Below are 13,168 nucleotides of genomic sequence, written 5' to 3' on the forward strand. Positions count from 1 at the left end.
TCTCCTCAGTGGGTGTCGGCGCGAGCGGCAGGCTGGCGCACGGTGGTCGGGATCTCGCCGGTTTCGACGAGGTTCTTGAAGCGCCGCAGCGCGCCTTCGGCGATCAGGTGCAGCGGCGTGGAGCCGAGCAGCTTGATGAGGCCTTCGCCGAGTGCGCCGCCCGGCGGGTCGAAGCGCACGCGCAGGGTCACCACGGTGCCGCGGCCGGCCGGGGCAGGGTGGAAGCGCACCGATCCCTCGTTCGGGATGGCGGCCTCGGGCAGCGAGCGCCAGCTGATGTCGCCGCCGGGCTGGTTCAGCGTCTCGGCGTCCCATTCGTAGGCATGGCCAAGCGGCCCCTCGACCTTCCAGTACATGCGGCCTTCGGCGGCGGCACGCACGGTCGCGAAGCGTGCCATGACCTGCGGCAGCGTCCTCGGGTCGAGCCAGGTGCGGCGCAATTCGTCCGCGTCCTTGCCGATCGTGATCGAGCGCTCCACCTCGGCCCGGCCGTCGGCGGCGCCCTGCTTGCTGTGGCCGGACTGGGCGCCGCGCAACGCGCCCAGCGCGCCTGCACCGGCGACTGCGCCGAGCGCGAGCGCCGCGGCGCCCTTCGTGCTGCCTTTGACGCCGGCCACGATGGCGGCGGCGCCCAGTGCGATCGGAATCCAGCTGACGTTCTGCATGGACCTGCCGGCCGGGGTGCCCGGGGACGGACTGCCGCGCGATGATCCGCCGCGTTGCTCACCAACGATACTGCCTGCCATGATCGAACCTCCTTGAGGTGGGGACTGTGCGAACCGGGCCCCGCTGCATCGCAGTGGCGGCCGCAGCCAGGACGCCTCAGTCTAGACGCCTTTATGCACGGTGCAAGGCGTTTATTTTTCAGGATATTCATGTGGAAATTTGCACCGCTCGCGCGAACGCGACCGTTGCATGCGGGCCGTCAGCCTCGACGTCACCGCGAACCGTGTCCGCAAGGCGTTTCAGCCGATGCCGTTTTTCTTGCCGTGCCGATTGATGCTGAAAGGCTAGCGAATCGCTGCTTGCAAATCGACCAACCCATGCCTACTCTTTGCCGGTCCATTCACGGCGGGTAATTGCTCTGCGGTGGGCAAGGTTCCGCGGTGTGCCCGCGGATTCACCAACAACTGCCAGGACGCGGCACCATGTCCTCATGCAGGACATGCTATTTCCTGGCGGCTTATAGGAGTCGATGATGAAAGCTGTTGTCTATCGAGGTCCCAGGCAGGTTGCAGTCGAAAACGTCCCCGATCCAAAGATTGAACGTCCCACCGATGCGATTATCCGAATCACCAGTACCAACATCTGCGGTTCCGACCTGCACATGTACGAGGGCCGGACCGATTTCGAGCAGGGCCGCGTCTTCGGGCACGAGAATCTCGGCGTGGTGATGGAAGTCGGGCCGGCGGTCGAGAATCTCAAACCTGGCGACTGGGTCTGCATCCCCTTCAACGTCAGCTGCGGCCACTGCAAGAACTGCGAACGCGGCCTGACCAACTACTGCCTGAAATCGAACCAGCCGGGCATCGCCGGCGGCGCCTTCGGCTTTGCCGACATGGGGCCATGGCAGGGCGGCCAGGCCGAATTCCTGCGCGTGCCCTGGGCCGACTTCATGTGCCTCAAGTTGCCGCCGGACGCAGAGCAGAAGCAGTCCGACTACGTGATGTGCGCCGACATCTTCCCGACCGGCTGGCATGCGACCGAACTGGCCGGCATGAAGCCCGGGGACGCGGTGGTCATCTACGGCGCCGGGCCGGTGGGCCTGATGGCGGCGCACTCGGCGATGATCAAGGGGGCGTGCAGCGTGATGGTAGTCGACTGCCATGCCGACCGCCTCAAGCTGGCCGAGTCGATCGGCGCGATCGCGATCGATTATTCGAAAGAGGACCCGGTGCAGCGCGTCATGGACCTGACCCATGGGCGCGGCGCGGACGCCGGTTGCGAATGCGTCGGCTACCAGTGCCACGACCACCATCATCACCGCCAGGAACGACCCAACCTCACGATGAACAACCTGGTCAACTCGGTCAAGTTCACCGGCGGCATCGGCGTGGTCGGCGTGTTCGTGCCGCAGGACCCGGGCAGCCCCGACGACCTCGGGAAGGAAGGAAAGATAGCGCTCGACTGGGGCATGCTCTGGTTCAAGGGGCAGCGCGTCGCCACCGGCCAGTGCCCGGTCAAGGCGTACAACCGGCAACTGCGCGACCTGATCCACGCCGGCCGCGCCAAGCCTTCATTCATCGTGTCCCACGAGCTGAAACTGGACCAGGCGCCGGACGCCTACCAGCACTTCGACGAGCGCGACCACGGCTGGACCAAGGTGATCCTGCATCCGGGCAGCTAGCAGAGCAGGGCAGTGAAGTAAAAAGAAAGCCCCGCGTTTGTCATGCAAATGCGGGGCTTTTTTCCATCTATCTGTTTGGATCAGTAACGGTCGCGGCGCTTCATCAAGGCCATGACGCCGCCCACCACCGCGGCGGTGATGAGCGCCTTGCGTACCAGCCCCGCCGGGTTGTGGCGCAGTTCCGACCGGATTCCCATTTCCCCGAGCACATTGGGTAGGTGGCCGTGGCGCAGGTCGTCGACAATGCCCTCGACCATGTTGACGCGGTCGGCGGCGATCAGCATCAGCCAGTGGCGCAGGTCGTTCTCGGGCAGCTTGTAGGCCAGGCGCCGGATCGCGCCCGATACCCACTTCGGCGGCTCGGCCGTGCCGAAGATCGGCGTGATGCCGGGCCGCTCCGGCGAACAGAACACTTCGACGGTCTGTGCCTGCTGTACCGGCTGCCCCTGGGGCACGTGGATGAAGCGCGGCGGCATGCGCTCCATCGGGATGGCAGGACGGTTCTTGTGGTCGAGGTCCGAACCCCAGCCCGGGATGCTTTGCAGCTGTTCGCGGGGCGGACTGTGGCGGTTCAGGTCGTGGTCGAGCTGGCGCTCGTAGTCCACATGGCCGTGGTGCTGCGGGTTGCGCCGCTGCTCGGCCAGATCGCGGCGGGCGATGTCGTTGTCCATGGCGGCTCCTTCAGTGGATGACGCTGCCCGCCAGAGCGCGCGCCGAACCTGCGCGCGGCGGAATCAGCACGGGTTTGATGCAATGGTCGTACTTGCTCGAGAAGATGTGGTACGCGTCGGACGCCTCTTCCAGCGGCACGCGGTGGGTAATGATTTCCTTCGGGTTCAGGTGCCCCTGGCGGATGTGCTCGATCAGGTGCGGCACATGGCGCTTCACGGCCGCTTGGTTCATGCGCATCGTGATGCCCTTGTTCAGCGCGTTGCCGATCGGGACGGCGTTGAAGGTCGGCCCATACACGCCGACGATCGACACGTTGCCGGCCTTGCGCACCGAGTTGATGGCCCAGAACAGCGCGGTCGCCGCGCCTGCCTGCAGCATGGTCCAGCGTCCTGTGAGCGTCTGGGCCAGGCTGCCCGACGCCTCGCAGCCGACGGCATCGATGCAGGCATCGGCGCCCAGCCAGTCGGTCATCTTCTTGATGTGCAGGGCGACGTCGCCCACCTCGCGGAAATTGACGATCTCGGCGGGGGCGTAGCGGCGCACGAAGTCGAGCCGGTAGTCGACATGGTCGACCACGATCACGCGGCCGGCGCCGAACAGCCAGGACGACCTGGCCGCGAAGATGCCGACGGGACCGGCGCCGAACACCACCACGGTGTCGCCTTCGTGGATATCGGCCATCTCGGCGGCCTGGTAGCCGGTCGGCAGCGCGTCCGTCAGCAGCACCGCATCGTCGTCGACGATATCGTCCGGCACCTTGTACGGTCCGACGTCGGCCATCGGCACGCGCACGAACTCGGCCTGGCCGCCATCGTAGCCGCCGGTGGTATGCGAATAACCGTAGATGCCGCCTACCGCGGTCGCTTCCGGATTGACGTTGTGGCAGTTGCTGTACAGCTCGCGGTCGCAGAAGAAGCATGAGCCGCAGAAGATGTTGAACGGCACCAGCACGCGATCGCCCGGCTTGAGCGTCTCGACCGCCGAGCCGACCTCTTCGACGATGCCGACGAATTCATGGCCGAAGGTATGCCCGATGCGGGTGTCGGGCACCAGGCCGTGGTACAGGTGCAAGTCCGAGCCGCAGATGCAGGCGCGTATCACGCGGACGATGGCGTCGCCCGGGTGTTCGATCACGGGATCCGGTTTTTGCGATACCCGGATCCGGTATGGTCCACGAAAGTTAGTTGCCAACATAAAACCTCCTGTCAGAAAAGCTCCGCGCTTCGCAGCACGTTCGCGGGAGAGAAGGTTTGACACCAGGGATGGCAACAGGTGCGCGCCTCACATGATCAGCAGCTCTTTTCCGCGTGCGCGCAGGATGGCGGCGACGCGCGCTGCCACCGGCGACAGGTAACCGTTCTTCCGGTATGCCAATCCCAGCCGCCGCTGCATCTGGGTCTCGGCCAGGACCACTTCGCGCAGGCGGGCCCTGCCGGCCACCAGGTTGAGGCGGGTAACGAATCCCAGCAAGGGCGTTTTCTCGAGGATCGGCAGGATCGCGTTCAGCACGTTCGACTCGATCTGCACCTGCGGGCGCGGCAATCCGTGCCGCGCGAAGGTCTGGTCCAGCCATTGGCGCGAGGCCACCGTGGTGGCCGGCAGCATCCATTTGTAGTCCAGCAGGCCGGCCAGCGTGGTGGGCGCGTCGAACACCGGGTGGTCTTCGCTCGCCATCACGACCACCGTGTCTTCCGCGATCTGCTCGTTCACGATGTCCGGATCGGCATCCAGCATCGGGCCGATCACCAGGTCGATGTCGCCGTCGCGCAGGTGCCCCAGCACGTTGTCGTTCATGCCGACGACGAGGTTGACGGTGATCGCCGGCGCTTCGGCCAGCAGCTGCGCGAAGACCGCGGGCATCAGGTGCTCGGCCAGCGTCGGCACGCAGCCGATGCGCACCGTGCCCTGCAGGCCGCCGGCATGGTCCTGCATCTCGCGCGCGGTCTCCTCGACCATGATCGCCATCAGGCGCGTGCGCTTGAGCAGCACCTGGCCGGCCGCGGTCAGGCGCATGCCGCGTCCGTCCTTTTCGAACAGCGCGGTGCCGAGGTCTTCCTCCAGCCGGTCGATGCATTTGGTGAGCGCCGGCTGGGTGCGGTGCAGGCGCTCGGCAGCGCGTCCCAGGTTGCCTTCGGTGGCGATCACTTCGAAATATTTCAGGTCACGGAAGTCCATCGATATATTCCTGAAAGTTTAAGAATCTAAAAATTAAGTGAATATACATTATGAATTCGGCTTCCTATACTCGATCCATACAAAAGCTTCCCTGAGCAGGCTGCCTTCGCAGCGCCAGAGGACGCCAACGCAACAAGGAGACAGCTGCACCCGCCGCGCGCCCCGGAGCACATCCCCGGCGCACGCCTCCTGGCCGCGTCGCGCCTTTCTGACCCGTTGATGGCAGTCCTCACCACCACGACCGAGGACTTACCATGAGCCATTCCACTCCACCCGACGTAATCCGCGACATCGAACGCACCAGCCCGGACCTGGTCGCCCGCGCAGCCGAATACCCATCGTCCATCCTGGCCGACGTTGCCGGCCGCCGTGGCGCCCTGAGCAGCCGCATCGCGCCGCTGTCACCTGGCATGCGCATTGCCGGCACCGCGATCACGGTCGAAGTCCGCCCCGGCGACAACCTGATGATCCACGCCGCGATGGCGGTTGCCAAGCCGGGCGACGTGCTGGTGGTCGACGGCAAGGGCGACGAATCCTGCGCACTGATGGGCGAAATCATGGTCAGCCAGTGCATGGCGCTCGGCATCGCCGGCGTGATCCTGTACGGCGCCGTGCGCGACACCGAAGCGATCCGCGCCCTCGGCTTTCCGATGTACGCCATCGGCGCCAACCCGAACGGTCCGACCAAGCTGGTGCCGGGCCGGATCAACTGGCCGGTGTCGGTGGGCGGCGTGACCGTGCAGCCGGGCGACCTGGTGGTGGCCGACGCCGACGGCGTGGTCGTGGTCGAGCCAGGCAAGGTGCCGGCCGTGCTGGATGCGGCCAAGCAGAAACTGGCCGACGAAACCGCGCGCATCGACGGCATCCGCAGCGGCAAGCAGCTGCGCCCGACCTGGCTGGACGGCGCCCTGCGCAAGGCCGGCGTGCTGGCCGAAGGAGAGACCCTGTGAACGCCGTCCTCGACACCAACCAGCAGCGCCCGGTCGTACTGGTGACCGGCGCCGACATCGCCGAGCAGGCGGTGGCGCTGCTGTCCGATTTCGACATCGTCTACGCCGGCAAGACGCCCGGCGAAGACGACCTGGTCGCCCTGAGCCGCCAGTACCAGCCGGTCGCCATCATCGCGCGCTACGGCCGCATCAGCGAGCGTGTGATGGAAGCCAGCGCCAAGCTGCGCGTGGTGTCCAAGCACGGCACCGGCATCGATACCATCGACAGCGAAGCGGCCAAGCGCCGCGGCATCGCCGTCAAGGCCGCCACCGGCGCCAATGCGCCCGCCGTGGCCGAGCATACCTGGGCCCTGATCCTGGCCTGCGCCAAGAACGTGCCGGCACTCGACGTGCGCATGCACGCGGGCCACTGGGACAAGGCGACCCATAAAAGCCTGGAACTGCGCGGCCGCACGCTCGGCCTGGTGGGACTCGGCGCGATCGGCGCGCGCGTGGCCGCGGTCGGCATCGCGATGGGCATGACCGTCATCGCCCACGATCCGTTCGCCAAGGCGGCGCCGGAAGGCGTCGACCTGCTGCCGCTGGCGGACGTCATCGCCGGGTCCGACGTGCTGTCGCTGCATTGCCCGCTCACGAAGGACAACGCCAACATGCTGAACGCCGACACGCTGGCGACGATGCGCCCCGGCGCGATCGTGGTGAACACCGCGCGCGGCGGCTTGATCGACGAAGCGGCGCTCGAAGCCGCCCTGCGCAGCGGTGCGCTTCTGGCCGCGGGCCTGGACAGCTTCCAGGTCGAGCCTTTCGCCGCCGATCATCCATTCACCCGCGTTCCCAACGCGATCCTGTCGCCGCACATCGGCGGCGTGACCAGCGATGCCTATGTCGGCATGGGCACGGCGGCGGCGCAGAACGTGCTGGCGGTACTCGAACAGCAAGCCTGACGGCATATAAAACAAAACAAGCGCGCACCAAGACGCGCCCCGGACGATTACTATTGGAGACGACATGAGCGAGATCCAACACAACGCGCGCCTCGAAGCGGACACCATCCGCAAGGTGACCTGGCGCCTCATCCCCTTCCTGATGCTGTGCTACCTGCTGGCCTTCATCGACCGCGGCAACATCGGCATGGCGTCGCTGCAGATGAACGACGACCTTGGCCTCACCAAGAAGATGTTCGGTTTCGCCGGCAGCCTGTTCTTCATCTCGTATTTCCTGTTCGAGGTGCCCAGCAACCTGGCGCTGCAAAAGTTCGGGGCGCGCAAGTGGATCGCCCGGATCATGATCACCTGGGGCCTGGTATCGGCCGGCATGGCGGCGGTGCAGGGCCCGACCTCGCTGTACGTCATGCGTTTCCTGCTGGGCGCGGCCGAAGCCGGCTTCTTCCCCGGCGTCGTGCTGTATCTTACCTACTGGTTCCCAGCCGCCTACCGCGGCCGCATCGTCGCCATCTTCATGGTCGCGGTGCCGATGGCCAGCTTCGTCGGCTCGCCGCTGTCGGCGCTGCTGCTGCAGGCCGACGGCCTGCTGGGCCTGCGCGGCTGGCACTGGCTGTTCATCCTCGAAGGCATCCCGACGGTGCTGATGGGCTTTGCCTGCCTCTACTTCCTGACCGACCGTCCGGAGCAGGCCAAGTGGCTGAGCGCGGAACAGCGCAACTGGCTGTCGGCGCGCCTGGAAAAAGAGCGCAGCGAGAAAAAGACGGCCGCCCACATCCCGCTCGCCAAGCTGCTGCGCAGTAAAGAAGTGCTGGGTATGGCGCTGGTGTGCTCGACCGCATCGGCGGCAGGCACGGTGCTCGGCGTGTGGCAGCCGCAGCTGCTCAAGTCCTTCGGCCTGAGCATCATGGAGACGGGCCTGATCAACTCGATTCCCTACGTGATCGCGGCCATCCTGATGGTCTGGTGGGGCCGCCATTCGGACCGCAAGGCCGAGCGCCGCTGGCATACCGCGATCCCGCTGGCCCTGATTTCCGGCGGCATGCTGAGCTCCCTGTTCATCACCTCGCTGGCGCCGACCGTGGTGCTGCTGTCCTGCGTCCTGATCGGCGCCTACTCGTTCAAGGGACCGTTCTGGGCCCTGAGCTCGTCGTGGCTGCCGGCCTCGGGGGCGGCGGCCGGCCTGGCGGCGATCAATGCATGCGCGAACCTGATCGGCGGCGGCCTGATGGTCAATGTCTACGGCTGGATCCGGGAAGAAACCGGCAGCTATTCGCTGGCGTTGCTGCCGATCGCGATCCTGGCGCTGGCCAGCATCGTCACCCTGCTCATACTGAGCAACGGCGCGCACCAGGCGACGCGCAACGCGTCGGCCAAAGCAGCCGCCTGAGACCGTACGCAGCGGCGGCCGTCCCGGGCCGCCGCTCTCCCGCCGTTTTCACCGGCCGCCGGCCGGGGACTTCGTGCGCCCCGGCTGTCCACGATACTTATAAAACAACGAGACAATGAAAACCCAAGCACCCTTGATGCTGGCCCTGGCGGCCATGCTGCCGGCCGCCGCATGCGCTGCGCCGGCGTCGGTCCAGATCTACGGCACCATCGACGGCGGCCTGCGCTACCAGACCAACGTCGATGCAGCCGGCAGCGGCCTGCTGACGGCGAGTTCCGGCAACTACTTTTCCAACCGGCTGGGCTTTCGCGGCCGGGAAGACCTCGGCAATGGCCTGAATGCGCACTTCCAGCTGGAGAGCGGTTTCAGGAGCGATACCGGAGAACTGGACAACACCAACAATACGCTGTTCAACCGTACCGCGGCGGTGGGACTGGGCGGCGACTGGGGCGCGATCGACGTCGGCCGCCAGTACACGGTCGGCTTCCGTACCGAGCGCTTCCTTGATCCGTTCGAGCATCACTACACGCCGATCATCCCGCTGGCATCGGGGGCAGGCACTACCCTGCCGGCGGCGGCGCGAACCGCGGGGCTGAGCGCTTCTTCGAATTCGGGCACGCGCTTCAACAACGACGTGCAGTACACCGGCACCTTCGGCGGCCTGACCCTGCGCGCCGAGTATGCGCTGGGCGAAATCGCGGGCGACGCCGGCAAGGGCTCGGCCCAGGGCCTCGCCTTCAGCTACAGCGGCAGCACGCTGCTGGCTGCTGCCGACTACATTCACAAGGAAACGACAACCGGATTCGCCAACGATTCGTTCACGGCCGGCGGCGGTTTCAGATGGAAGGCGGTAACGGTGAAGGCTGGCGTGTCGCGCGAACGCCAGGAAACCGCGAATGCGGGAACGTACCGGAACGAGACCCGCTTCGGCGGCGTCAGCTACAAGGTCAGCCGGGCGCTCGACCTGACCGCGGCCATCTACCGTTCCGAGTACGACAGTGCAACGGGGGCGGGCTCGCGCCAGCTGAGCATGGTCGGCGCCGCGTATTACTTCTCCAAGACCACCAACCTGTACGCGGAGTTCGACGTCAACCGTTACACCGGCGCGCTGATCCCGGCGTCGAAGCAGACTTCCCAGCGTGGCGTATCGCTGGGGGTCATGCACGCGTTTTGATCACCAAGGAGTCCCCAAAGCGTAGTTACCAGTGGCCTGGCTTGCGAATGGGCTTCTTCTTGGTAGGTATGATTGCTGGTAACTGCGCTGCACTGAGCATTGCGTCACTGAGATGAGAGAGTGTCCAATCTGCTTGTTTGGCTAATGAGCCGCTTGGCCGGCGATGTGCCGGCATGCCGGCAGTCACAGGCCGAATCGGCATTACCACGCCGAGCATGATATGTGGGAAGTCGACACGCAGTGCTTCGAGTGCAGGCTCTGCATCGCTATCGTTCGAGACCAGTATCATGCGATCATAGCGACCTTTGCATGCGTCACGATACATTCGCAGTGCCAGATTTACGTCGGTCTTCTTTTCTTCCAGTTTCCACACGCGAGTGCGGTTTGTCCGATCGAAAGGTTGATCGGGCAAATAGACGGGCAACAGCGTACCGCTTTTGTCGAACGAGTGCGTACCGTAAATCGTTTCGAAACGATCTTCGTATTTTGCCTTCAACGCACGATGATAAGCTGCCTGTGCTTCGACCGATGCATTGCCGTGACTGGCGAATGTAGCAAGTGCAGGTGCAGTGAAAAGATGGAGCCGTGCTAACGTTTCGCTCTGGTCTCGTTGAGCGAGCAGGGTATCGAACAGTTTGACGAGGTCCAGCCATTTGAAGGCGGTGCCGCGTAACCGGCCATAGTAAAGGTTGTAACCGTCGACGTAGACCGCTGTAGTTCTTGGGGGATTGGAATAGGATGTCACGCGACACGTTCTTCAGATGTGAAAAAGCCGCCCCGAAGAGCGGCTGTTTCGTCCCAAACGAGAGCCAACTGAATGACACCGCAAGGGAGGAGTGGTTTAGTAATGTTTACACACTCTGTTTACTACGTCAAGAACGTTCCATAACTTCGCATCAGTAGGTGTAGAACATCCGCTGGATGTCCCTGGTGTTCGTGGTCTTCGTGAGCGCCAGCATCAGCAGGATGCGCGCCTTCTGCGGATTCAGGGTATCCGACACCACGAAGTCCAGCTCGTCGTCGTTGGCTTCGCCATTGCGCGCCACGATGCCCTGGCCGACGCGGCTCGAACGGACGATGACCACGCCGTTCTTGCGTGCGCTGGAGAGGGCAGGGCGCACCTTGGTGGGCAGGCTGCCGTCGCCGACGCCGGCGTGCACCAGGCCCTTGGCACCGGCGGCCACCAGCGCGTTGATCGCGGTCGGGCCGACGTTGGCGTAGGTGTAGGCGATGTCCACTTGCGGCAGCGACGTCAGGTTCGACACGTCGAATTCGGTGTCCGCGGTGTGCTTGCGGGTCGAGGCGCGGTAGAAGTGCGGCTGGTTGCCGACCACGTAGCCGAGCATGCCCAGCTCCGGCGATTTGAAGGTGTCGGTGGTGACGGTGTTGGTCTTGGTGACTTCGCGCGCCGCGTTGATCTGGTCGTTCAGCACCACCAGCACGCCCTTGCCGACCGCTTCCTGGCTGCCGGCGGTGAGTACCGCGTTGTACAGGTTGATCGGACCGTCGGCCGAGATCGCGGTCGACGGCCGCATGGCGCCGACCACCACCACCGGTTTCCTGCTCTTGACGACCAGGTTCAGGAAGTAGGCGGTTTCCTCGATGGTGTCGGTGCCGTGGGTGATCACGATGCCGTCGACGTCCGGCCTGGCCAGCAGCGCGTTGACGCGCTTGGCCAGCGTCAGCCACTGCTCGTTGCCCATGTTTTCGCTGGCGATCTGGAACACCTGCTCGCCGCTGACCTGGGCCACCTTCTGCAGCTCGGGCACGGCCTTGATCAATGCGTCGACGCCGACCGTGGCGGCGGTGTAGCCGACCGTGGTGGTGCTGGTGGCGCCGGTGCCGGCAATGGTGCCACCGGTGGCGAGGATGACCACGCGCGGCAGCCTGGCGGTGGCGGTCTGGGCCTGGGCGGCGAGGGCGAACAGGCAGAGGAAGAGCGCGAACAGGGTGCGCGCGGATTTCAGGTTCATGGGATCTCCTTGGGACTGGTACTCAAATATACCGTCGCCCCTGCGAAGGCAGGGGCCCAAGTTCGTGGCAAAGCTTGAAACTTGGGTCCCTGCCTGCGCAGGGACGACGTTCACATGCTGCGTTCATAAAAAAAGCTGCGTTCATAAAAAAAGGCTTTCCACGTCGGGAAAGCCTTGTCTGGTTCAGCGCCGGATCAGCGCAGCGTCGCCGTCGACATATCCTTCTCTTCGGCGACCGGCTGGCCCAGTTCGCCCTCCCACTTCGCCACCACCGCGGTGGCGATGCCGTTGCCGATCACGTTGGTGGCCGAGCGGCCCATGTCCAGGAAGTGGTCGATGCCGAGCAGCAGCAGCAGGCCGGCTTCCGGGATATGGAACTGGTTCAGGGTGGCGGCGATGACGACCAGCGAGGCGCGCGGCACGCCGGCGATGCCCTTCGAGGTCAGCATCAGCACCAGCATCATGGTCAGCTGGGTCGACAGCGGCAGTTCGATGCCGTAGGCCTGGGCGATGAAGATGGACGCGAAGGTGCAGTACAACATCGAGCCGTCCAGGTTGAACGAGTAGCCGATCGGCAGCACGAAAGCGGCCAGGCGGTTCTTCACGCCGAAGCGCTCCAGGCCTTCCAGGGTTTTCGGGTAGGCTGCTTCCGACGAGGCGCAGGTGAAGGCCAGGATGGTCGGCTCGCGCAGCATCGCGATCAGCTTGAGGATGCGCGGACCGACGAACACGACGCCGATCAGGATCAAGAGCAGCCACAGCAGCACCATGCTGATATAGAACTCGCCCATGAACAGGCCGTAGGTGGCGATCACGCCGACGCCGCTCTTGGCGATGGTGCTGGCGACCGCGGCGAACACCGCGATCGGCGCGAAGTTCATCACGTAGCTGGTCACCTTCAGCATCACGTGGGCGACGCCGTCGATGGCGTCCACCAGCGGTGCGGCGCGTGCGCCCACGGCAGCGGCGCCGGTGCCGAAGAAGATCGAGAAGATCACGATCTGCAGGATCTCGTTCTTGGCCATGCCGTCGACGATCGATGCCGGCACCAGGTGGTTGACGAAGTCCGCCAGCGTGAAGCCGGTGGTCGTGATGCCGGAGGACGCGGTGGCTGCCGGCACGTGGCCGGACAGCGCCATGGCGTCGCCCGGGCGGAAGATGTTCACCAGGATCAGGCCCAGGGTCAGGGAAATCAGCGAGGCGATGATGAACCAGCCCAGCGCCTTGACGCCGATGCGGCCGACTTCCTTGGCGTCGCCCATCTTGGCGATGCCGACCACCAGCGTGGAAAAGACCAGCGGCGCAATCACCATCTTGATCATGCGCAGGAACAGCGTGGTCACCAGCGACATCTTGTCGGCGAAGCCGGCCGGATCGGCCATGTTCGTGTTCGCGACGTAGCCGACGACGATGCCCAGCACCAGGCCTACGAGGATGTAGGTGGTGAGGCGGTTTCGATTGGTCATATTGCTTCCTCTGGTGATGGCGGCGCAGTAGGGCAGGGCGCAGGAGAAGATCGTCCGTCCTGTTCCCGCGGCGTTTCAGG

General features: G+C 65.0%; 12 protein-coding genes. 5 read left to right on the forward strand and 7 right to left on the reverse strand.

Going from position 1 to position 13,168, the window contains the following annotated elements; all coding sequences use genetic code 11:
• Nucleotides 1-5: 5 nt before the first annotated feature.
• Nucleotides 6-746, reverse strand: coding sequence for an SRPBCC family protein (locus FBX97_RS09885; RefSeq protein WP_141831145.1), 741 nt, complete (start codon nt 744-746; stop codon nt 6-8).
• Between the two features lie 452 nt (nt 747-1,198).
• On the opposite strand from FBX97_RS09885, the gene FBX97_RS09890 reads away from it, so the two are divergent.
• Nucleotides 1,199-2,347 carry a glutathione-independent formaldehyde dehydrogenase gene (locus FBX97_RS09890; protein WP_141834266.1) on the forward strand — a complete coding sequence of 383 codons (1,149 nt, stop codon included), beginning with the start codon at nt 1,199-1,201 and terminating at the stop codon, nt 2,345-2,347.
• Between the two features lie 80 nt (nt 2,348-2,427).
• On the opposite strand, the gene FBX97_RS09895 is transcribed toward FBX97_RS09890, so the two are convergent.
• From FBX97_RS09895 to FBX97_RS09905, 3 genes are all read right to left on the reverse strand, one after another.
• Nucleotides 2,428-3,018: a hypothetical protein gene (locus FBX97_RS09895; RefSeq protein ID WP_255517407.1), complete on the reverse strand. Its 591-nt coding sequence runs from the start codon at nt 3,016-3,018 to the stop codon at nt 2,428-2,430.
• A 10-nt stretch (nt 3,019-3,028) separates the two neighbouring features.
• Nucleotides 3,029-4,213: a zinc-dependent alcohol dehydrogenase gene (locus FBX97_RS09900; protein WP_141831146.1), complete on the reverse strand. Its 1,185-nt coding sequence runs from the start codon at nt 4,211-4,213 to the stop codon at nt 3,029-3,031.
• Between the two features lie 87 nt (nt 4,214-4,300).
• A complete protein-coding gene (locus tag FBX97_RS09905; RefSeq protein WP_141831148.1) occupies nt 4,301-5,194 on the reverse strand; it encodes a LysR family transcriptional regulator in 894 nt (297 codons plus the stop codon).
• A 254-nt stretch (nt 5,195-5,448) separates the two neighbouring features.
• On the opposite strand from FBX97_RS09905, the gene FBX97_RS09910 reads away from it, so the two are divergent.
• The 4 genes from FBX97_RS09910 to FBX97_RS09925 all read left to right on the forward strand — a co-directional run bounded on the left by FBX97_RS09910 (nt 5,449) and on the right by FBX97_RS09925 (nt 9,649).
• Nucleotides 5,449-6,144, forward strand: a complete 696-nt coding sequence (locus FBX97_RS09910; protein ID WP_141831150.1) for an RraA family protein — start codon at nt 5,449-5,451, stop codon at nt 6,142-6,144.
• On the forward strand, nt 6,141-7,088 hold the full coding sequence (locus FBX97_RS09915; RefSeq protein ID WP_141831151.1) for a hydroxyacid dehydrogenase: 948 nt from the start codon (nt 6,141-6,143) through the stop codon (nt 7,086-7,088). The genes FBX97_RS09910 and FBX97_RS09915 overlap by 4 nt, the downstream gene beginning before the upstream one ends.
• Nucleotides 7,089-7,152: 64 nt before the next feature.
• Nucleotides 7,153-8,475 carry an MFS transporter gene (locus FBX97_RS09920; protein WP_141831152.1) on the forward strand — a complete coding sequence of 441 codons (1,323 nt, stop codon included), beginning with the start codon at nt 7,153-7,155 and terminating at the stop codon, nt 8,473-8,475.
• Between the two features lie 115 nt (nt 8,476-8,590).
• Complete coding sequence (locus tag FBX97_RS09925) at nt 8,591-9,649, forward strand: porin (protein WP_141831153.1); 1,059 nt, start codon at nt 8,591-8,593, stop codon at nt 9,647-9,649.
• A gap of 25 nt (nt 9,650-9,674) precedes the next feature.
• Here FBX97_RS09925 and FBX97_RS09930 read toward each other — a convergent pair whose 3' ends face one another.
• The 3 genes from FBX97_RS09930 to FBX97_RS09940 all read right to left on the reverse strand — a co-directional run bounded on the left by FBX97_RS09930 (nt 9,675) and on the right by FBX97_RS09940 (nt 13,088).
• On the reverse strand, nt 9,675-10,394 hold the full coding sequence (locus FBX97_RS09930) for an NYN domain-containing protein (protein WP_141831154.1): 720 nt from the start codon (nt 10,392-10,394) through the stop codon (nt 9,675-9,677).
• Between the two features lie 151 nt (nt 10,395-10,545).
• Nucleotides 10,546-11,622 (reverse strand): type II asparaginase, encoded by a 1,077-nt coding sequence (locus FBX97_RS09935; RefSeq protein ID WP_141831155.1) that lies wholly within the window; start codon nt 11,620-11,622, stop codon nt 10,546-10,548.
• A 194-nt stretch (nt 11,623-11,816) separates the two neighbouring features.
• Nucleotides 11,817-13,088 (reverse strand): dicarboxylate/amino acid:cation symporter, encoded by a 1,272-nt coding sequence (locus FBX97_RS09940; RefSeq protein WP_141831156.1) that lies wholly within the window; start codon nt 13,086-13,088, stop codon nt 11,817-11,819.
• Between the last annotated feature and the right edge of the window lie 80 nt (nt 13,089-13,168).

This window comes from Herbaspirillum sp. SJZ107 (assembly GCF_006715485.1).
Lineage (GTDB): Bacteria > Pseudomonadota > Gammaproteobacteria > Burkholderiales > Burkholderiaceae_D > Telluria.

Bases quoted from the DNA above. Each gene is read 5' to 3' on its own strand.
- FBX97_RS09885 (WP_141831145.1), bottom strand. From the start codon at position 746: ATGGCAGGCAGTATCGTTGGTGAGCAACGCGGCGGATCATCGCGCGGC.
- FBX97_RS09905 (WP_141831148.1), bottom strand. From the start codon at position 5,194: ATGGACTTCCGTGACCTGAAATATTTCGAAGTGATCGCCACCGAAGGC.
- FBX97_RS09900 (WP_141831146.1), bottom strand. From the start codon at position 4,213: ATGTTGGCAACTAACTTTCGTGGACCATACCGGATCCGGGTATCGCAA.
- FBX97_RS09890 (WP_141834266.1), top strand. From the start codon at position 1,199: ATGAAAGCTGTTGTCTATCGAGGTCCCAGGCAGGTTGCAGTCGAAAAC.
- FBX97_RS09940 (WP_141831156.1), bottom strand. From the start codon at position 13,088: ATGACCAATCGAAACCGCCTCACCACCTACATCCTCGTAGGCCTGGTG.
- FBX97_RS09895 (WP_255517407.1), bottom strand. From the start codon at position 3,018: ATGGACAACGACATCGCCCGCCGCGATCTGGCCGAGCAGCGGCGCAAC.
- FBX97_RS09920 (WP_141831152.1), top strand. From the start codon at position 7,153: ATGAGCGAGATCCAACACAACGCGCGCCTCGAAGCGGACACCATCCGC.
- FBX97_RS09935 (WP_141831155.1), bottom strand. From the start codon at position 11,622: ATGAACCTGAAATCCGCGCGCACCCTGTTCGCGCTCTTCCTCTGCCTG.
- FBX97_RS09925 (WP_141831153.1), top strand. From the start codon at position 8,591: ATGAAAACCCAAGCACCCTTGATGCTGGCCCTGGCGGCCATGCTGCCG.
- FBX97_RS09910 (WP_141831150.1), top strand. From the start codon at position 5,449: ATGAGCCATTCCACTCCACCCGACGTAATCCGCGACATCGAACGCACC.